Here is a 21,694-nt window from a genome sequence, read left to right as displayed (position 1 = left end):
GCACGACAAGGAGACAAACGATGACTTCAAGAACCCAAGCCGCTTCCCGGCAGCAGACCTGCCGCATCACGCCCATCGCCATGGCGGTCGGCGCCGCACTGCTGACCCTTTCCAGCGCCCACGCGCAGACGGCTGCGAGCACCGCAGCGGAACCCGCAGCGCCGGTGGCCCAGCAGGGCGCTGCGCAACCAGAACCGGCGCAGGCGGGCGCACAGCCCGCGGTCCAGCCCAATACCGTGGCACCGGTGACGGTCCAGGTTACCGGCTACCGCTACGCGATCGAGAAAAGCCTCGACCAGAAGCGAGAGGCCAATTCGATCGTCGAGGTGGTCACGGCCGAAGACGTCGGCAAATTCCCCGACAAGAACGTGGCCGACGCCCTGCAGCGGGTGCCGGGCGTGGTCGTCACCCGCAGCGGCGGCGAGGGCAAGAACGTCTCGGTGCGCGGCCTGTCGTCGGAACTGACGCTGACCCAGTTGAACGGCAACTACGTCGCCACCGCCGAATCGAACGGTGACCCGTCGCGTTCGTTCAACTACACGCTGATGCCGTCGAATATGCTGGCCAGCGCAGAACTGTACAAGACGTCGGAAGCGCGCTTCGACGAAGGCGGCATCGGCGGCACCGTGATCCTGCGCACCCGCCGTCCGCTGGACGTGAAATCGGGTTCCGGCTTCCTGAACGCCGAAGGCACCTGGTCCGACACCACCAAGAAGACCGACCCGCAGATTTCGGGCCAGTACGCCTGGCACGACGAAAGCAACCGCATCGGCGTCCTGATCGGCTACACCCAGCAGAAGCGCACCATCCGCACCATGGGCGGCAGCACCTCCAACTGGCAGTGGTACAGCGACAGCCGCGCCAATAATCCGTCGGTCGACGTCAACGGCCAGCCGAACGGCCTGAACTCGTACTGGTGGGGCGAATCGGGCTTCTACAACCAGGATGGCGACTACTACACCAACTTCGCCCTGCCGACTTCGGTCAACCTGGACGTGGTGACCAATGAACGCGAGCGCAAGGGCGGCCAGCTGACGCTGCAATTCAAGCCGCTGCGCAACCTGAACATGACGGCCAACTATTTCCGCTTCGACTTGAAGCAGAATACGCAGACCAATTCCCTGAAGATCCCGGAATGGAGCATCGCGCGCTTCAACGGCGACGGCAATTATCCGGGCGGCCGCATGCTCGACCACCTGACCTTCGACCCGAGCGGCAGCATCGTCACCGGCGCCCAGTACAGCGCGCGTCCGGGCAAGAACTATTACTGCAGCTCGGCGCAGGCCGGGGCGGCCGGGTTCGCCAATACCGGCGGCTTCGGTCCCGACGACTGCACGATTCCGACCCCGCAGATCGCCGGCAACATCAGCCGCGAAAAAGCGTTGTCGCAGACCGCCGACTTCGAACTGAACTGGAAGGGCGAGTCGCTCGACGCCGACATCAAGCTCGGCCGCACCTGGGCCGAGGGCGGTCCGGAAATGACGCTCGGCATGCCGATCAAGCCGCGCCGCCAGAACGCCGACGGCAGCTGGAGCCTGGGCAACCACTTCTCGTCGTGGGACCTCTCCGGCACCCCGACCATGAACTTCTCGCCGGAGCTGATGGCCAACCTGCGCAATGGCATCGGCGAGATCGACCTTGGCTCGACCAGCTCGTCGTGGACCCGCAACAAGACCGACCAGAACTACGCCCAGGCCGACCTGACCTGGCACGTCGACAAGAGCAACTGGCTCGATTCGATCCAGTTCGGCGCCAAGTACCGCGATGGCGGCACCAACCGCCGTACCGGCAATAACTACTGGGTTTGCCAGGGCGCCGACCCGGGCGACTACGACAGCCGCTTCCAGAACGGTTGCGACGTCAATGCCAACAAATTCCGTCCCGACTTCCTCTACAGCGAAGAGCTGGGCAACCTGACCAACGGCCTGAAGGCGAGCGCCTTCCCGGCGATCAACTATCCGGCCTATATCGCGCACCTGAATAGCACCTACGGCCCGATGCAGACCCGTAACGAGGACAACTTCGTCTACAACGTCGACGAGAAAATCACGTCGATGTACGTCCAGGCCAACATCAAGACCGACCGCCTGCGCGGTAACCTCGGCATGCGCGTGGTGCGCACCCGCCAGCACGCCGATTCGACGGACCAGGTCGATTACTACAACGATTACTTCTTCGACGGCCCCGACGGCAACCCGGCGCCATGCCTGCCGGGCGGCGCGCCTGCCGCCGGCGCGCCGGCCGGCTCGGGCTGCACCAGCGGCTTCACCGTGCTGCCGGACAGCCAGACCAATCCGGCCAGCGGCCACATCTCGACCTTCGTGGTGAGCGCGCTCGACCGTACCTACACCGACTACCTGCCGAGCCTGAACCTGGCCTTCGACCTCACCGACACCCTGCTGCTGCGCGGCGCGGCGTCGAAGGTGGTGGCGCGTCCGAGCTACAACTCGATCGCCGCCCCGGGCAGCCTGCGCAACTTCGGCCAGGAATACGTCGACGACCGCCGCCTGATCGGCGGCGGCGACCAGGTCGGCTGGTTCGGTACGGGCAGCAACAAGGAACTGGACGCCTTCAAGGCCACCCAATACGACCTGGGCCTCGAGTGGTACTTCACGCGCGGTTCGGTGCTGGGCGCAGCCGTGTTCCGCAAGAACGTGAGCAACTTCGCGGTGCCGGTGGTGCGCGACGTCACCCTGGACATCGGCGGCCAGTCGGTGGCAGTGCAGAACTACAGCACCAGCGCCGGTGGCCGCGATGCGGTGTCCAAGGGCATCGAAGTGTATGCGCAGCACACCTTCGATTCCGGCATTGGCTTCCAGGCAAACTATACGTACAACAAGACCAACCAGGCCGCGATCACCTTGTCCAACGGCCAGCAGATCGGCACCTCGCCGCTGGTGGGCAGCGCCAAGAACCAGGCCAACCTGACCGTGTTCTACTCGGACGACAAGATGATGCTGCGCGCGTCGTACAACCGCCGCGGAGAAGTGGTCAACGGCCTGGTCAACGGTTTGAACGTGTATGACGAGCCATACAGCCAGGTCGACCTGAACGCGGCCTATAACTTCACCAAGGAACTCAGCCTGACCGCGTCGGTGCTGAACCTGACCGAGGAAGAGTCGCGTTCCCGCCTGGGCAACGACACCAAGGCGCGTTACTACTCGAGTGGCTACGCGGGCCGCGTGGCATACGTGGGCCTGAACTACAAGTTCTGAGTTCCGCCGTCGCGCCTCCCCGCACCTCGACCAGGAGGCGGGGAGGCCCACATCTCATGATTGCCATGTCTACACTGATGTCCTCCACGCGCCTGTTGCTCGGATTGGTCATGGCGCTGTTCGCCGGCGCCGCCCAGGCCGACGCCGTCCAGGCCGACGCCCCGCTGCAGTTCACCATCGACCAGGGCTGGACCTTCCGCATGGTGCCCGGCGACACCCAGGCCGGCGCCTATCCGGAAGCGGCGCCGTCGCGCGCGGCCACGGTGCCGGGCACGGTGCACACCGACCTGATGGCGCACGGCCTGATACCCGACCCATATATCGGCGCGCCCGAGGCCGGGTTGCAATGGATCGGCCTCGCGGACTGGGAATACCGCGTCGAATTCGATGCCTCGCGCGCGGCCTTGCGCAACGGGCGCAGCGACCTGGTGTTCGAAGGGTTGGACACCTTCGCCGAAGTCTGGCTCAACGGCCACAAGCTGCTCGACGCCGACAACGCCCACCGTACCTGGCGCGTGCCGGTCGAGGGCCGGCTGCGCCCGAGCGGCAATATCCTGCGCATCGTGCTGCGCTCGCCGATCGCGCGGATGCTGCCGCAGGTCGCGGCGATGCCGCACAAAATCGCAGGCAACTATCCTTCTCCCTACGGCGACGAGCCGCAGGACGCCATGACCGGCAACTTCGTGCGCAAGCCCGGCTATCACTACGGCTGGGACTGGGGGCCGCGCTACGTCGGCGCCGGCATCACGAAGCCGGTGGTGCTGCAAAGCTGGGATGCGCTGCGCATCGACGACCTGCAACTGCGCCAGGACCGCGTCGACGCCACGCGCGCCGAGCTGACCGCGATCGCCTCGCTTGACGCGGTGCGCGCTGCGGCGGTCGAGCTGCGCCTGTGGCAGACCGCGCCCGATGGCGCGCGCGTGCTGGCCGTCCGCAAGACCGCCCGGTTGCGCGCCGGCCCCAATCGCATCGCGCTTCCGGTGGCGGTCGACGCGCCGCAGCGCTGGTTCCCGAACGGCTACGGCAAGCAGCCGCTGTACCGCTATGAGCTCGAGGTCGCCGATGGCAAGACCCGGCTGGCGGGCGTCTCCGCCCGCACCGGGCTGCGCAGCGTCGAACTGCGCCGCGACCGCGACCCGCGTGGCACCGCCTTCTACTTCGTCATCAACGGCATTCCGGTATTCGCCAAGGGCGCCAACACGATCCCGTTCGACATGTTCCAACCGCGCGTCAAGAAGGCGCAACTGCGCCGCGCGCTGGAACTGGCGCGGGACGCCAATATGAATATGCTGCGCAGCTGGGGTGGCGGCTACTATGAAGGGCGCGACTTCTATGACCTTGCCGACGAACTGGGCCTGCTGGTATGGCAGGACTTCATGTTCGGCGGCGGCATGCAGCCGGCCTACGACCCGGCCTTCCGCGCGAACGTGGTGCACGAGGCACGCGACCAGGTCAGGCGCTTGCGCAACCATCCGAGCGTGGTGCTCTGGTGCGGCAATAACGAGCAAGAGATCGCCTGGAAATACTGGGGGCACGGCAAGACGCTGAAGGCGGCCGACGCAGCCTTCGCCGACCAGGTGTGGAAGGGCTATGTGCAGCTATTCGGCGCCGACTTGCGCCAGGTGGTGCGGGAAGAGGGCGGCGGCATCGGCTATTGGTCCAGCTCACCGAGCCAAGACCTGCAGGAAGTCGCCAACACCGAGGCCAGCGGCGATATGCATTACTGGGAGGTGTGGGGCAATCCGGCCCATCCGGTGACGAAATACCTGGAGATCACGCCGCGTTTCATGTCCGAGTACGGCCTGCAGGCGTGGCCGGTCCAGCGCACCATCGATGCCTTCGCCCGGCGCGACCAGCAGCAGCTCGGCGCGCCCGTGATCGATGCCCACCAGAAGTTCATGGCCGGCAAGGGCAACGAACGCCTGATGAAGTACATCAATGATGAGTTCGGCGCGCCGCGCGACTTCGCCGGCTTTGTTTACCTGAGCCAGGCGATGCAGGCCGAAGGCATCGAACTGGCGGCGCTGCATCACCGCCGCAGCCGGCCATATACCATGGGCTCGCTGTACTGGCAGCTCAACGACGTCTGGCCGGGCGCTTCCTGGTCCGGCATCGACTGGTTCGGTCGCCCGAAGGCGCTGCACTTCCACGCGCGCCGATTTTTCGCACCGGTGGCCTTGGCCGCGCTGCGCGACGCCAGGGGCGAGACTGGACTCAGTCTGCTCAATGACCGCACCAGCCGCGTGCGTGGCGAGCTGCGTACCCGCGTGATGACGCTGGAGGGCAGGGTGCTGCGCGACGAGCGCAAGCCGGTCGAGATGGCGCCGTTGTCGGCGACCAAAGTCGCCGCCTACCGCGATGCCGACCTGCTCGGCACGGCCGATCCCGCCTCAACCGTTGCCGTATTCGAGCTTCAAGCCGAGGGCGAGCCGACCGCGCGCGCCGTGGTGTACTTTGCGCCGGCCAAAAACATCGCCTGGAGGGATGCCGGCCTCCATGCCACACTGCGCCGCGACCCTCAGCACTCCGGCGCCTACCTGCTCGACATCTCCGCCTCCAGCCTCGCGCGCGCGGTCTGGATCGATTTCGGCGACCTCGATGCCGACCTGTCCGACAACGCCGTGACCCTGCTGCCCGGCGAGCGCATCACGCTGGAGGTGACGTCCGACGCCACCGAGGACGCCTTGAGCGCCGCCCTGCAACTTCGCGCGCTGGACGATGCCGTGCCAGCCACCCTTCCACAGACCAGGAGCCCTTCCGCACCATGACGCAGAAAGCAACCGCTCACGATTCCAGCAGCGCCGCCTTGCTGTCCGACCAACCACGCAGCGCAGGCGCAAGCCGCGGCGCTGCCCCGCGGCGGCGCGCCATCGCGGCCCAGGTCGCCGCCGCCGCGCTGCTGCTCGGCTGCGCCAGCACTACGCCGGACAACCTGGCGCCCGCCACGGACGCGGCCCGGTTCTCGAGCTCGTTCGAGGCCAACGAACCCATGCCGGCGACCCTGGCCGAGGGCGGTGTGCGCGTCGAAGCCGGTGCGGGTCCCGAGCGCCCCTACACCGCCAAGCCGAAGGCCGGCTACAGCGGCCTGCGCGCGCTGCGCTACCAGGCCGAAGGCGGCGGCGGCCGCATGCAGCTGTTCCCGGTCGATATCGCCATCGATACCGACACCACGCTGTCGTGGAAGGTGCTGCCCGAGATCGTCGACGACGACACGGTCGCCTCGACCGGCGTCTCGCTCGACCTGGTGCTGGACGACGGCAGCCGCGTCTCAAGCCTGGGCATCCTCGACCACCACGGCGTACGTGTCGGCGCCGCCTCCCAGGCCGAATCGAAGACGCTGTTCCCGCAGCAGTGGGCGAACAAATCGGTGCGCCTGGGCCAGCTGAAGGGCCGCCGCATCAAGTCGATCGAGCTCGAGGTGCGGCCCACGGGTGGCAAGGCGAGGGCCAGCGGCTGGCTGGACGACATCGTCATCGCCGACCAGGCCCCGCTGGCAGTCACGCGCGTGTCGGACTACGTGCGTGCCACGCGCGGCACCCAGGCCAACGGCACCTTCTCACGCGGTAACAACATCCCGGCGACGGCGATGCCGCACGGCTTCAACTTCTGGACCCCGGTCACCGACGCCGGCACGCTCAGCTTCATGTATAGCTGGAACGAGAAGAATGGTCCCGACAACCGGCCACGCCTGCAGGCGCTGTCGCTCAGCCACCAGCCGAGCCCGTGGATGGGGGACCGCCAGACCTTCCAGGTGATGCCGTCGGCCGCCAGCGGCCAGCCCGACCCCGACCGCCAGCGCCGCGCGCTGTCGTTCTCGCACGAGCAGGAACAGGCGCGCGCGCATGGCTACCGGGTCGACTTCGACAACGGCATCCGCGCCGAGATCGCGCCGACCGAGCGCGCCGCGGTGTTTCGCTTCCGTTTCCCTCTTGACGCCGACGCCAACCTCCTGTTCGACAACGTCGACGCGCGCGGCGGCCTGACGCTCGATGCCGCAACCCAGACCCTGCGCGGCTATACCGACACCCGCAGCGGCCTGTCGAACGGCGCCTCGCGCATGTTCGTGTTCGCGCGCTTCGACCAGCCATGGACCGCCAGCGGCGCGCTCGAGACCGGACGCCCGACCGGCTACGTCAAGTTCAAGCCCGATGCCAAGGGCGAGGTGCGCATGCGCATCGCCACTTCGCTGATCTCGCTCGAGCAGGCGCGGCGCAACCTGGATATGGAGGTCGGCAACGCCGGCTTCGAGGCCGTGCGCGAACGCGCCCAGGCCGCCTGGGACGTGGAACTGGGCCGGGTGAACGTGCAGGGCGCCAGCGAAGACCAGCTGGTGACCGTGTACTCGAACCTGTACCGCCTGTTCCTGTATCCGAACATGGCCCACGAAAACGTCGGCACGGTCGACAAGCCGGACTGGCGCCATGCCGACCAGAGCGGCTGGTCCAAGGACAATGCCGGCGGCGACGGCTCCAGCACCTCGGCCAGGATCATCCCGGGCAAGAACTACGTCAACAACGGCTTCTGGGACACCTTCCGCACCACCTGGCCGGCCTATGCGCTGTTCACGCCGACCCGCGCCGGCGAACTGGTCGACGGCTTCCTGCAGCAGTACCGCGACGGCGGCTGGATGGCGCGCTGGTCGTCCCCGGGCTACGCCGACCTGATGGTCGGCACCAGCTCCGACGTCGCCTTCGCCGACGCCTGGCTCAAGGGAGTGCGCGGTTTCGACGTGCACCAGGTCTACGAGGCGGGGCTGAAGAACGCGACGGTCGCGCCGCCGGTCTCGAACGTGGGCCGCAAGGGCCTGGGCAAGTCGATGTACCGTGGCTATGCCGACACCACGGTGCACGAGGGCATGTCGTGGACGCTGGAAGGGGCGCTGAACGACTTCGGCCTGGCCAAGATGGGGCAGGCGCTGGCGATTGAGGAGGCCGGCAAGGGCAATACGGCGCGCGCGCGCCGCTACCGCGAAGAGAGCGAATACTTCGCCTCGCGCGCCACCGACTACGTGCACCTGTTCGACCCGGCGACGGGCTTCTTCCGCGGCCGTGACGCCAAGGGCCAGTGGCGCCAGCCGGCGGCCAGCTTCGAGCCGCGCCTGTGGGGTGCGGACTATACCGAAGCCAACGCCTGGACCTTCGCCTTCACCACCCCGCACGATGCCGAGGGGCTGGCCAGCCTGATGGGCGGCCGCGACAAGCTGGCGGCGCGCCTGGACCAGTTCTTCGCCACCCCGGAGACGGGTGAGGAAAAATTCTCGGGCCGTTACAAGCGGGTGATCCATGAGATGACCGAGGCGCGCGACGTGCGCATGGGTATGTACGCGCACAGTAACCAGCCCTCGCATCACATTCCGTGGTTGTACGCCTCCGCCGGCCAGCCATGGAAGACCCAGGCGCTGACCCGCGAAGCGCTGCGCCGCCTGTACCTGGGCAGCGAGATTGGCCAGGGCTACGCCGGCGACGAGGACAACGGCGAGATGTCGGCCTGGTACACCTTCGCCATGATGGGCCTGTATCCGCTGCGCATGGGTTCTCCCGAGTACGTGATCGGCTCGCCGGCTTTTGCGCGCACCGACGTGCGGCTGGAAAACGGGCGCATGCTGAGCGTGATCGCGAACAACAACAGCCCGCAGAACGTGTACGTGCAGTCGCTCAAGGTCAACGGCAAGCCGTGGAACCAGGCCTGGATCAAGCACGCAGACATCGCCAATGGCGCCACCCTGGAATTCACGATGGGCAGTGCGCCGTCGACCTGGGGCAGCGACGCAGCGAGCCTGCCGGCCTCGCTCACGGCCCCCGGCGCGCAGCCGGAGGGCCTGGACGATCGCAGCGGCGGCGCGCGTAGCGTGACCCTGGACGGCAAGCGCATCGCCGGCGCGCTGGTGGACGACGATGCGGCGACCGTGCTGTCCCTGCCGCCGCGCGCCAGCGTCGCGTTCGCGTTTGCAGCGCCAACCCGCATCAGTCACTACACCATCACCGCGGGCGCGTCCGCGCCGCAAGGCCTGGGCTGGACGCTGGAGGGCCGCAGCGGCAAGGGTGGCTGGACCGTGCTCGACGGGCGTAGCGGCGAGCGCTTCGACTGGGGCAGCCAGTTGCGGCCGTTCGGTATCGCCAAGCCGGGCGCCTACCGCGAATACCGCCTGCGCTTCGACAACGGCAGCACGGTGGAGGTGGCCGAACTCGAACTGCTGCAGCCGGGCGTGCGCAAGCCGTCGACCGGTGTGTTGAGCGCCAGGTAAACACGAAACAGGCACGCAGTAAGTACGTTCTGCCGAGGTAAGACATGCCTCGGCAGAACCCGGCGACAGGCGGCGTTTGGCCTGTTTACTAAAAATCGCTAAAAAGAACCTGAGCGGCTTCTCTTCGATTGACGCGTCGAAAGTGCGACTGTTATAAAACCTGCTGGATGTACGCGAATTTGACGGGCCGGTTTGATGCCGGAAAACGCGGCATCCAGCGTTTAATAAAACAGTTTTAGATAATAAATACGGAGACACAGCATGTTGTTGATTTTGGTGCTGCCATGAGCCAGGTGACCCTGCGCGACATCGCCGGCGAGACCGGGCTGTCAATCGGTACCGTCTCGCGCGCCCTGAAGAACCAGGGCGGGATGACCGAGGCGACCCGCAGCGTGGTGCGCGAGGCGGCGATCCGGCTGGGCTACGATTTCTCGCTGCTCAAGAAGGGCCGCATCCGCCGCATCGCCTTCTTGCTGCACAGCCAGCACAACACGCTCACCTCCAGCCCCTTTTTCACGCCGGTGCTGCACGGCGCCGAGGAAGCCTGCCGGCGCGAGGGCATCGCGCTGTCGCTGATCGTGGTCGGTCCGGCCGAGCCGGTGCTGGAACAAATTCGCCTGCACCAGCCCGACGCGATCCTGTGCGCCGGCTTCTTCGAGCCCGAGGTCCTGAGCGCGCTGCAGCAGACCGGCAAGCCGATGGTGCTGGTGGACATGCACCGGCGCGGCTTCACCTCGATCAATCCGGACAATATGGGCGGCGGCTACCTCGCCACCCAGCACCTGCTGCGCTGCGGCAAGAAGCGCATCGCCATGTTGTCCGGCTCCCTGGCCCACTACAGCATCCAGCAGCGCAACCGGGGCTTCCGCCAGGCGCTGTTCGACGCCAAGGTGCATGCCGACCCGAGCCTGGAAGTCATCGTGCCCACCATGGGCGAGGGTGAGGACGGCGTGATCGAGGCCATGCGCAGCCTGCTGGAGCTGCCGAAGCGGCCGGATGCGCTGTTCTGCTACAACGACAGCACCGCCCTGGTCGCCATGAAGTACTGCCTGGCCGAGGGGCTCAAGATCCCCTACGACCTCGCGATCGTCGGCTTCGACGATATCGCCGCCTCCGCCGCCGCCATCCCGCCGCTGTCCACCGTCCACGTGGACAAGGAAGCGCTGGGACGGGCCGGGGTCGACTCCCTGCTGCACAAACCCGACGAAACCCCATCCCAGATAACCCTGCCAGTCGAGATGATCGTGCGCGAGAGCAGCTACGACGACTAACGCACAGACCCTAGAAGCCACCATGACCACTTTCCCGAACTTCCGCAGCCCGGACGTGCTGCTCGACCATGCGCGCCACACGATGCGCTTCTACCATCCGCGCGCGATCGATCCCGCCGGCGGCATGCACCATTATTTCAAGGACGACGGCGCGGTCTACGACGCGAGCCATCGCCACCTGGTCAGCAGCACGCGCTTCGTGTTCACCTATGCCATGGCTTACCGCCACTTCGGCGATCAGGCTTATCGCGAGGGCCTGGAGCATGCTGTGCGCTTCCTGCGCGAGGCGCACCGCGCCCCGGGTGGCGACGGCTATGCCTGGATGCTCGACGGCCGCACGATCGAGGACGGCACCCAGCATGCCTATGGCGAGGCCTTCGTGCTGCTGGCCTATGCGCACGCCACGATGGGCGGCCTGGAGGAGGCGCGTCCCTGGATCGCCGAAGCCTTCGAGCTGATGGAAAAACGCTTCTGGAACGCGGCCGACGGCCTGTATGCCGACGAGGCGAGCCAGGACTGGCGCGAGCTATCGACCTACCGCGGCCAGAACGCCAATATGCACGCCTGCGAGGCGCTGCTGGCGGCGCATGCGGCGACCGGCGAGCGGCGCTACATCGAACGCGCCTATACGGTGGCCTACAACATCACCCAGCGCCAGGCCGAACGCTGCGGTGGCCTGATCTGGGAACACTACGACACGGACTGGCAGCCCGACTGGACGTTCAATATCGACGACCCGGAAAACCTGTTCCGTCCCTGGGGCTACCAGCCGGGCCACTTCACCGAATGGGCCAAGCTGCTGCTGCAGCTGGAAGCGCGCGGCAAGGACGTGCTGGAACATGACCTGGGCTGGCTGCTGCCGACCGCGGAAAAGCTGTTCAAGGTGGCGGTGGAGAAGGGCTGGGACCCGGAATACGGCGGCCTGTGCTACTCGCTGGCGCCGGACCTGACCATATGCGACTTCCATAAATACTTCTGGGTGCAGGCCGAAAGCGCCGCGGCGGCGGCCATGCTGGCCGCGCGCACCGGCAACGCCGACTACTGGACCTGGTACGACCGCCTGTGGGAATACAGCTGGACCCATTTCGTCGACCACCAGCACGGCGCCTGGTACCGCATCCTCGACCGCGAGAACCGCAAGCTCTCCGACGAGAAGAGCCCGGCCGGCAAGGTCGACTATCACACCATGGGCGCCGCCTACGACATCGTGGCGGTGCTGAAGGGTGGCGCGCGTGCTTAATCCTCCGCTCATGCTGTGCGCCGGCGAGGCGCTGACCGACATGATCCACCAGGGCGACGAACAATGGGTGAGCCGCGTGGGCGGATCGACCTGGAACGTGGCGCGCGCGCTGGCGGCGCTGGGCGAGCCGACCGCCTTCGCCGGCGCCATCAGCCTGGACCGCTTCGGCGACGCGCTGTGGAGCGCCAGCGAGGCCGTCGGCCTGGACACGCGGCTGCTGCAGCGGGTCGACCGTTCGCCGTTGCTGGCCGTGGTCGAGCAGGGCGAGCCGCCGCGCTACTTCTTCATCGGTGACGATTCCGCCGACCTGCACTTCGAGCCGGCGCTGTTCCCGGCCGGCTGGGCCGAGGGCCTCTGCTGGGCCCACTTTGGCGGCATCAGCCTGGCGCGCGAGCCACTGGCGGCGAAGCTGCTAGAACTGGCGCGCCAGCTCAAGGCGCAGGGTGTCGCGATCAGCTTCGACCCCAACTACCGGAACGTGATGGACGAGCGCTATGCGCCGACGCTCGAAGCCATGGCCTCGATCGCCGACCTGGTGAAGGTGTCGGACGACGACTTGCGCGGCCTGTTCCCCGGCCTTGAACTAGACGAAGCGCTGGCGCGCCTGCGCGCCTTCAATCCGGAGGCGTATTGCCTGCTGACGCGCGGGGCCCAAGGCGCGAGCCTGTTCCACGGCGCCGAGCGTTGCGATGCGCAGGCCCCGAAAGTGGCGGTGGTGGACACCGTCGGCGCCGGCGACGCCAGCGCCGCCGGCCTGTTGACCAGCCTGATGCGCCATCCGGAGCGGCGCCTGCAATCGCACCTGCACGCGGCGCTGGCCGCCGGTTCCGCCGCCTGCCTGCAGGCCGGCGCCACGCCGCCGCCACCCGCGGCCATGCACCAACTGTTCGAACAGCTCGAAGGAGACGCAGCGTGATGAGTCAACACCGAACCACCCCATTCCAGCCTGCGATTCGCGGCATCTGCTTCGCCCTGGCCGCCTGCCTGCTGCCGCTGTCCGCGCTCGATGCGACCGCAGCCGGCGCGCCCGCAAAGGCGGCCGTCGCCGTCGGCACGATGCCAGTGAACACCTTCATCGGCACCCAGGATGAAGGCAATACCTTCCCCGGCGCCTCTGCCCCATTCGGCATGATCCAGGTCAGCCCGATCGCCGACCACTACGCCGGCTACCGCTACACCGACAAGAAGATCCGCGGCTTTGGCCACTCCTTCCTGTCCGGCGCCGGCTGCTGGGAGCAGGGCGGCCAGCTGTCGGTGCTGCCGGTCACCGGCACCATCGGTCCCGGCGGCGACTTCGACACCGCCAAGAAGGGCGCGTTCGACCACAAGCAGTACGCCGCCGACTACACCCATGACGGCGAAGTCGGCCAGGCCGGCTACTACAAGGTCAAGCTGACCAGCTATGGCGGCATCACCGCCGAGGCGACCGCGCTGACCCGCGCCGCCGCCGAGCGCTATACCTATGCGCCGGGAACGAAGACCGGCCACGTGCTGCTCAACCTGGGCCAGGCCAACGAACGCCATTCCGTGATCGGCAGCGAAGTCAAGATCGTGGGCGACCGCAGCGTCGAGGGTCAGATCGTCACGAAGAGCTTCTGTGGCGGCGCCAAGTACACGACCTGGTTCCGCATGGAGTTCGACCAGCCCTTCGCCAAGCGCGGCATCTGGGACGACCGCGCCGGCTGGCCGGATGTCGACGGCCCGAGCCAGCAGGGCGAGGCCAAGCCGCACGGCGTGTGGCTGAGCTTTGATCTGAAGGACGGCCAGGCGGTGACCGCCGTCAGCGCGATCTCGCACGTCGATGCCGAAGGAGCGCGTATCAACTTGAAGGCCGAGGGCATGGAGGCTGGTCGGCCGATGCGCTTCGACGCCATGAAAGCCAAGGCGCAGGCCAACTGGCAGCGCGAGCTGGCCAGCGTGCGCATTGAGGGCGGCAGCCTCGATGACCGCACCGTGTTCTACACCGCGCTGTACCACACCTTGCTGCAGCCGCTGACCGGCAACGACGCCGACGGCCGCTACCGCGGCTACGACGACGCCGTCCATACGGCCAAGGACTGGACCTATTACGAGTTCTTCTCGCTGTGGGACACCTACCGCGCCCAGAACCAGATGCTGGCCCTTCTGCGTCCGGAGCGCGCGAGCGATATCGCCACCTCGGTGCTCAAGATCCGTGAGCAGGGCGGCTGGCTGCCACGCTGGGGCTATGCCAACTTCGAGACCAATATCATGACCGGCGATCCGGTGACGCCGTTCCTGGTCGACCTGTGGCGCTTCGGCGCCCTGAAGGGCCGCGAGGCCGAGGCCTATGCCGCGCTGCGCGAGAACGCCTTCGGCGTGCCGGCCCACGGCATCCGTCCACAAGGCCGTTCGGGCAACCCGAGCTACCTCAAGCAGGGCTTCGTGCAGTACGACCGCAGCTTCATCTCGAAGGGCATGGACACCGACCCGCACCACGGCGCCTCGGCGACGCTCGAATACGCGGCGGCCGACGGCGCGCTGGCCGGCATGGCCCAGGCGCTCGGCCACGCCGACGATGCCAAGCTGCTGGCGCAGCGCGCGCTCAACTGGAAGGCGGTCTGGGATCCGAGCGTGGTCGACGCCGAGACCGGCCAGAAAGGCTTCCCGCGTCCGCGCCTGCTGGACGGCAGCTGGTTCGGCGACGTCGGCAGCGGCTACGATCCGCGCGGCGACCACGGCTTCCATGAAGGCACGGCCTGGCAATACCAGTGGCTGGTGCCGCAGGACGTGCCGGGCCTGGCAGCTGCCATGGGCGGCGCGGCGCCGGCCCTGGGCCGCCTGGACCAGTTCTTCGACTATCCGGCGGTGCTGGCCGATCCGAACGCGGTGCGCAAGTCGTGGGTGGTGGGACCGTACAGCTATTACGCCCAGTTCCGCTACAACCCGAACAACGAGCCCGACCTGCACGCGCCATGGATGTACACCCTGATGGGCCAGCCGTGGAAGACCACCACCGTGGTGCGCGCGGCCGAGACGCTGTTCACTAACGGTCCCGGCGGCGTGACCGGCAATGACGACCTGGGCACCATGTCGTCCTGGTACCTGTTCAGCGCGCTGGGCATCTACCCGGACATGCCGGGCAGCGGCCGCTTCCTGCTGCATGCGCCGCGCTTCGCCAAGGCCGAGATCGACCTGCCGCAAGGCCGCATCCTGCGCATCGAGGCGCCGGGCGCCAAGCCGGGCGAGCGCCGCTTCGTCAAGTCGGTGAACTACGGCGGCCGTGCGGTGGAGCGCGTGTGGCTGGACTGGGAGCAGCTGCAGTCGGCGGGCACGCTGAAGTACCAGCTGACGAGGCAGCCGGACACCAAGGGCTGGGGCACGCGCGGGCGTGACCTGCCGCGCCCACCGGCCGGCCTGGCGAACTAAGCGCAGATAAAACAATATCAGGAGACAGCATGGCCAATATGCCATACAAGGCGGCGCCAGCCGCCCCCAACCAGGGCGCGGCGACGCAGCTGGACAACAACACGAGCGCGCTCGTCATCGTGACGATCCTGTTCTTCATGTGGGGACTCATCACGTCGCTCAACGACGTGCTGATCCCGCACCTGAAGGCGGTCTACACCCTGACCTATGTGCAGGCCATGCTGGTGCAGTTCTGCTTCTTCGGGGCCTACGCCATCGTGTCGCTGCCGGCCGGCGCGCTGATCCGCCGCATCGGCTACCAGAAGGGGGCGGTGGCCGGCCTGCTGGTGGCCGCCGTCGGCTGCACCCTGTTCTATCCGGCCTCATTCGGCGGCTACGGCCTGTTCCTGCTGGCGCTGTTCGTGCTGGCCTCGGGCATCACGGTGCTGCAGGTGGCGGCCAATCCCTATGTGGCGGTGCTCGGCCCGGCGCGCACGGCCTCGAGCCGCCTGACCCTGACCCAGGCCTTCAATTCGCTGGGCACGACGATCGGGCCGGCCGTAGGCGGCCTCTTGATCCTGTCGGCCGCCGGGGCGGTCGCGGTGACCGGTGTCGATGCAGCGGCCGAAGCGGCATCGGTGCGCGGTCCCTACCTGGTGCTGGCCGGTGTGCTGGTGCTCCTGGCCGTGCTGTTCTGGCTGGCCCGCCTGCCGGCGATCGCCGATACCGATGACGTGCCGCTGGTGGGCGTAAGCCAAGGCTCGGCGCTGTCGCACCGCCATCTGGTGCTGGGCGCGATCGGCATCTTCCTGTACGTGGGGGCGGAAGTGAGCATCGGCAGCTTCCTGATCAACTTCATCGGCGAGCCGCACATCGCCGGCCTGTCGCATGCCGATGCCGCCCATTACGTCAGCATCTACTGGGGCGGGGCAATGATCGGGCGCTTCATCGGCTTCGCCGTAATGCGTGTGGTCAGCCCCGGCAAGACGCTGGCTTTCAATTCGCTGGCGGCGATCGCGCTGGTGCTGGTGGCGACCTTCACCCAGGGCGACCTGGCGATGTGGGCGATCCTTGCCGTCGGCCTGTGCAATTCGATCATGTTCCCGACCATCTTCAGCATGGCGCTGCATGGCCTGGGCAGGCACACAGGCCAGGCCTCGGGCATCCTGTGCATGGCGATCGTGGGCGGCGCGCTGGTGCCGTTCGCGCAGGGAGCCCTGGCGGACGGGTTCAATGTGCAGGTGTCGTTCCTGCTGCCGGCCGCCTGCTATGCCTTCGTCCTGTTCTTTGGCGTCAAGTACGCGTCGATGTATAAGGCGTAGGGTGGGCGGGTTTCCCGCCCACGCGTTCAACGCCACTGCGCTCTGCCACTGAGCATATGTGATTTGAACACGTGGACGGCGAAGCCGCCCACCCTACCATTGACCGCCCCAGATCAATCGAACGAGTAATTCACGCTGGCATAGAAACGCCGCCCGCGCGGATCGGTATAGCTCGGATCGTACCCGGACAGGAAGAAATAGGCCTGGTTCGAATACGGCGGACTCTCGTCGAACAGGTTCTGCACGCCGGCGCGCAGCTTCAGGCGCGTCGTTGCCTGATACGCCGCCGACAGATCCCACAGCGAGTATGACTTGACCTTGTTCTGCGCCACCACCGAACCGTCGTCGATATTGATCGCCGTGTTCTGGTCGTCGTAGCCGCTCGACCAGGTGTTCTGCAGGCTGGCCGAGAGGGGGCCGCGATCCCAGTCGAAGCTCACCGTATGGCGCCAGCGCTGCACCACGCCGTCGGTGACGAATTTGTTCAGGTTGCTCACGAAGGCGTCGCCCGGCGCGTTCTGGATTTCCGACGACAGCACATAGGTGCCGTTCAGGCGTCCGCCGAAACGGCCGATGGCGGTGTCGACGCCACGCACCGTGACCGCCAGGTCCAGGCCCTTGGCCACCTGGGCGCCGCGATTTTCCTTGCGCAGCTCGATATAGTCGATGACGTCGTCCTCATCGCGGTACACCAGGTCGCCGTACTTGGCCAGGTTGCCCAGGATGATGTCGTCGCCGATCTCGCTGATCAAGTCGGTACGCTTGATATTCCAGTAGTCGAGCGAGGCGCTCACATTGCGGCCGGCCGCGAACACGGCGCCGAAGGAGAACTGGCGGCTGCGTTCGGGCTTGAGGTCGGCGTTGCTGTAGCGGCGCGTATCCCAGTTGTCGGCGCAGTCGGCATAGTTGTTCTCGACCGTGGCGCAATAGACCGGATCGGGCAGGGTGGCGGTGCTGCTGTAGACGGTGGGGCGGAACAGCTCCGTCATCGTTGGCGCACGGAAGCCGCGGCCGGCCGAGGCGCGCACCAGCAGCGCATCGGTCGGGCGGTAGGAGAGGCCGATCTTGGGGCTGGCCGCGCCGCCGACCTGCTCGTAGTGGTCGTAGCGCGCCGACAGCTGCGCTTCCCACTGCTTGGCGAACGGCACCAGCACTTCGCCGTACAGGCCGGCGACATCGTGCTTGTCGCTGGTGGCGCGGCCGCCTTCCGGCGCGGCGTCGTTGTTAATGTTGTCGGAGAGGAGCAGGGCGGATGGCGTGAAGTTATTCTTCTCGCGCCGCACCTCGCCGCCGATGGCAACCGCCAGTTCGCCGCCAGCCAGCGGCATGAGCGCGCGCGAGAACTTGAAGTCGACTGCGTCGAGCGTGCCGCGCGCACGGCGCACGACGTCGTCGACCTGGATGCTGTCGATCAGGGCGCGGCCTTCGGCGCTGGATGGGCCGAAGGGGTTGATGCGGCCGTCCAGGATCCCTTCCATCAGCTCGTTGTACAGCACGTAGCCATTGGTGTCGCGGTCCTTGACCGTGTTGACGCTGTGGTTGTACGCGGTGTCGTAGTCCCAGCCGCCCACGGTGCCGCTGACGCCGACCACGAAGCGCATGCCTTCGCTGGTCAGTTCGCTGGTGCGCTGGCCGGCTTCGGACAGGCGCATGCGCAGTTCCAGCTCGCCCGGATAGTCGTCGTCCAGTTCTTCGAGGCCGGTGCCCACCAGTTGCGGCACCAGGCGATAGTCGATATAGCCCGTCACGCGCGCCGACGAACCGGTGTAGTACGACTTGGAGCGGCTGAGCGCCACCTCGGCATAGGCCTGGTGGCCGCCGCCCAGCTTGAGCACACCGCGGCTGAGCAGGCTCGCTTTTTCCGTCTTCGGATAGAGCTCGGTGTCGCCCATATAGTTATAGGTGCAGGCATCGACGCCGCCGGTGCCGGCGGGCAGGTAGACGTTGGCCGGCGGCGCGCAATCGGGCGCCGACAGGTTGATCAGGCGGTTGGTGATCGGGCGGCCGTTGATGGTGAAGCCCTGTTCCTGCAGGTGGTCGCGCTGGTTCGAGGTCAGGCGGATGTTGGCCGGGCCGGTATAGCCCGACAGCAGATGGCCCAGGCGTTCCTCGACCCGCAGGCCGGGGATGAAGCTGCGCTGCGAGGTATTGAGCGCGTTGGTGCGCTGGAAGTCGGCCACCGCGAACACATTGTAGCCGTCGCGTTCGAGGTCGCCCTTGCCGGCGCTGATGCTGGCGGTGCGCTTACCGGCGCCGCCTTCGTCGGTGGTGCTGCCGTAGGCGTTCAGTTCCAGGCCCTGGAAGTCCTTGCGGGTGATGAAGTTGATGACGCCGCCGATCGCATCGGTGCCGTACAGCGCGGAGGCGCCGTCCAGCAGTACCTCGACCCGCTCCAGCGCGGCCGCCGGGATGTTGTTCAGGTCGACGCCGCTGTCGTCGCCGGGCGAGGCGAAGTTGGCCATGCGCCGGCCATTGAGCAGGACCAGGGTCGACGAGGTGCCGATGCCGCGCAGGTTGGCGCTGTTGAAGCCGCGCTGGTCGCCGCCGACATTGATGCTGGCGCCGTCGGTCAGGCCGCCGACGTTGCTCGATACCCGGGCCAGGAGTTCGGAGGCGGTGGTCACGCCGGCCTTCTCGATCTCGGCGCGCGAGACGATCTGCACCGGCAGCGCGGTCTCGGACAGCACCCTGCGGATGGCGGAACCAGTGACTTCGACCTTCGGCATGGCGGCCGGCGCCGGCACCGCCACCGCCACCGCCACTGGGGCGGCCTCAGTCGCAGTCGTTTCCTGCGCCAGCGCGCCCGTCGATACCCCTGCCGCCATCCAGGCGCCCGCCAGCAGCGCACCGCGCACGGCGTGTGCCGCCGCCTTCAACTTCATATTCATCAATTGTCCTTGTGAAACTACGCAATAACCGACGAGTGTAAACGCGCGGCGAGCCGTAAAGACAACAATCGATGCCGGAAACGAGGGATGTTGCGAATCTGATACGCGCAAGCCGCCAATCCGGCTCGGTATTCCCTTTGGAGAAATAATGTATTGCGGGTTGCAACGATTCCCTGCGTTCGCATAATTCATGAAAATGCATCCATGACGAACGCGGCCAAACTGGCCGCCACCCTGGGAGACCGCAGCATGACGACCTCTGTTTACCACGACGGCGAACGCGCCGTGCAGCGCAGCGCCGGGGAGGTCGGCATCGCCGACCGCAATGGCGTGGTCATCGCCGACACCATCCTCGGCGGCGCCCGGCCCTTCATCGGCAAGCAGTCGATGGTGGTGCTGGCCAGCGTCGACGCCGACGGCGCACCCTGGTCCACCGTCCTGTTCGGCCAGCCCGGCTTCGCCCATGCCGACAGCGCGGCCCAGGTGACGGTCGACCTGCCGGCGGCGCTGCGCGATCCCGAGGAACCGTTCTGGCGCAACGTTGCCGCCAATCCGGCGGTCGGCAGCCTGTTCATCGAGCTCGGCTCGCGCCGCCGCTACCGCATCAATGGTGCCCTGGCGCGCCTGGACGACGGAGGTTTCGACCTGGACGTGCGCGAGGCCTATCCGAACTGCCCTAAATACATCCAGCGCCGCCAGCTGCGCCGCATCGATGGCGAGGCGGCGCCGGCCCTGCTGGGCAAAGGCCACGCGCTCGACGAAGATGCGCGCGCCATCGTGCGCCGCGCCGACACCGTCTTCGTGGCCAGCAACCACCAGGAGCGTGGCGCCGACGCCTCGCATCGCGGCGGCAGCTCCGGCTTCATCCAGGTGGTAAACGACACGCTGCTGCGCATCCCCGACTACTCCGGCAACAGCCTGTTCAACACCTTCGGCAACCTGGCGGTCGATCCGCGGGTGGGCCTGTGCATACCCGATTTCGACGGCCAGCGCCTGTTGCAGCTGAGCGGCCGCGCACGCATCCTGCATGGCCAGGACGATCCGCACGGCCTGACCGGCGGCACCGGGCGCTTCTGGGAAGTCGCGATCGAGCGCTGGCTGCTGCGCTGCGCGCCGCAGCGCCTGGACTGGGAATACCTGGACGCTTCGCCCTTCAATCCGGCGGTGGAGGACTGAATCGTGAGATATCTGATCGATGCCATCATCCGCCATGGCCCCGTCGTAAAAGAGTTCCGCCTGGCGGCCGAAGGCGGCGCGCCGCTGCCTTCGTGGCAGCCCGGCGCCCACGTCGAACTCGAATTCACTTCGCGCGCCGGCGCCAGCCACCGCAATGCCTACTCCGTGATTGGCGAAGAAGTTGGCATGCTGCGCATCGCGGTTCAACGCGAGGAGGGCGGGCGTGGCGGCTCGCGCGTGCTGCACGACGAATTCGAGCCCGGCATGACGCTCGAGGTCAGCCCGCCGCTGGACGCGTTCAAGCTGCATGTGGGCCGCACCCGCACGGTGCTGATCGCGGGCGGCATCGGCATCACGCCGATGGTGCCGATGGCGCGCGCGCTCGACGCGGCCGGCGCCAGCTACCGCCTGCACTACCTGGCGCGCGACGCCGAACGCCTGGTCCTGGCCGACGACTGGATGGGACTGGGGCCTGAGTGCGTCCAGACCCACGTCACCGCCACCCAGGGCCGTCCCGACCTGGCAGGCATGATCGGGCCGTGGGAAGAGGGCTGCGAGCTGCACGCCTGCGGGCCGTCGATGCTGCTGGAAGCGATCCGCGCGGCCGCCACGGCGCAGGGCTGGCCGCAGCAACACATCCGCTTCGAGAGCTTCGGCGCGCGCGCCCACGACCAGGACCAGTCGCTGCAGGTCGTCCTGCGCCAGACGGGGATAACCCTCGATGTTGCGCCGGGCAAGTCGATCCTCGATGCGATGATCGAGGCCGACGTCTTTGTCTCCTACGAGTGCAAGCGCGGCGAATGCGGCAACTGCTATGCTGGCGTGGTGTCGGGCGAGCCGCTGCACCGCGACGTCTGCCTGAATGCGCAGCAGCGGGCCATGGGCATGACGCCCTGCGTCTCCTGGGCCCGGGGCCCGCTGCTGGAACTCGATCTGTAAGCTGTTTTCACCACCACCAACCGAAAGGTCTCA

At 67.2% G+C, this 21,694-nt stretch carries 11 protein-coding genes; 10 read left to right on the top strand and 1 reads right to left on the bottom strand.

Annotation, left to right across the window (positions count from 1 at the left end):
* Window positions 1-20 precede the first annotated feature (20 nt).
* From FVD38_RS06960 to FVD38_RS06925, 8 genes are all read left to right on the top strand, one after another.
* On the top strand, window positions 21-3,215 hold the full coding sequence (locus FVD38_RS06960) for a TonB-dependent receptor (protein WP_222706893.1): 3,195 nt from the start codon (window positions 21-23) through the stop codon (window positions 3,213-3,215).
* A 65-nt stretch (window positions 3,216-3,280) separates the two neighbouring features.
* Window positions 3,281-5,983 carry a beta-mannosidase gene (locus FVD38_RS06955; RefSeq protein WP_229493469.1) on the top strand — a complete coding sequence of 901 codons (2,703 nt, stop codon included), beginning with the start codon at window positions 3,281-3,283 and terminating at the stop codon, window positions 5,981-5,983.
* Complete coding sequence (locus FVD38_RS06950; protein ID WP_147934142.1) at window positions 5,980-9,459, top strand: GH92 family glycosyl hydrolase; 3,480 nt, start codon at window positions 5,980-5,982, stop codon at window positions 9,457-9,459. The genes FVD38_RS06955 and FVD38_RS06950 overlap by 4 nt, the downstream gene beginning before the upstream one ends.
* Window positions 9,460-9,743: 284 nt before the next feature.
* Window positions 9,744-10,730, top strand: coding sequence for a LacI family DNA-binding transcriptional regulator (locus FVD38_RS06945; RefSeq protein WP_123069310.1), 987 nt, complete (start codon window positions 9,744-9,746; stop codon window positions 10,728-10,730).
* A gap of 22 nt (window positions 10,731-10,752) precedes the next feature.
* Complete coding sequence (locus FVD38_RS06940; RefSeq protein WP_147934141.1) at window positions 10,753-11,970, top strand: AGE family epimerase/isomerase; 1,218 nt, start codon at window positions 10,753-10,755, stop codon at window positions 11,968-11,970.
* A gap of 10 nt (window positions 11,971-11,980) precedes the next feature.
* On the top strand, window positions 11,981-12,886 hold the full coding sequence (locus FVD38_RS06935; protein WP_147934224.1) for a carbohydrate kinase family protein: 906 nt from the start codon (window positions 11,981-11,983) through the stop codon (window positions 12,884-12,886).
* Window positions 12,886-15,357 (top strand): GH92 family glycosyl hydrolase, encoded by a 2,472-nt coding sequence (locus FVD38_RS06930; protein ID WP_147934140.1) that lies wholly within the window; start codon window positions 12,886-12,888, stop codon window positions 15,355-15,357. The genes FVD38_RS06935 and FVD38_RS06930 overlap by 1 nt, the downstream gene beginning before the upstream one ends.
* 29 nt (window positions 15,358-15,386) lie before the next feature.
* A complete protein-coding gene (locus FVD38_RS06925; RefSeq protein WP_147934139.1) occupies window positions 15,387-16,658 on the top strand; it encodes a sugar MFS transporter in 1,272 nt (423 codons plus the stop codon).
* Window positions 16,659-16,771: 113 nt separating this feature from the next.
* On the opposite strand, the gene FVD38_RS06920 is transcribed toward FVD38_RS06925, so the two are convergent.
* Window positions 16,772-19,546 carry a TonB-dependent receptor gene (locus FVD38_RS06920; protein WP_147934138.1) on the bottom strand — a complete coding sequence of 925 codons (2,775 nt, stop codon included), beginning with the start codon at window positions 19,544-19,546 and terminating at the stop codon, window positions 16,772-16,774.
* 204 nt (window positions 19,547-19,750) lie between these two features.
* Between FVD38_RS06920 and FVD38_RS06915 the strand changes: the two genes are divergently transcribed.
* Complete coding sequence (locus FVD38_RS06915; protein ID WP_229493467.1) at window positions 19,751-20,722, top strand: pyridoxamine 5'-phosphate oxidase family protein; 972 nt, start codon at window positions 19,751-19,753, stop codon at window positions 20,720-20,722.
* Between the two features lie 3 nt (window positions 20,723-20,725).
* Window positions 20,726-21,661: a PDR/VanB family oxidoreductase gene (locus FVD38_RS06910; RefSeq protein ID WP_147934137.1), complete on the top strand. Its 936-nt coding sequence runs from the start codon at window positions 20,726-20,728 to the stop codon at window positions 21,659-21,661.
* Window positions 21,662-21,694 lie beyond the last annotated feature (33 nt).

The organism is Massilia arenae (genome assembly GCF_008014745.1).
Classification (GTDB): Bacteria; Pseudomonadota; Gammaproteobacteria; order Burkholderiales; family Burkholderiaceae_D; genus Telluria; species Telluria arenae.
Note: the sequence above shows the minus strand (reverse complement) of the source record. Positions and strands in the feature narration are given on the sequence as shown.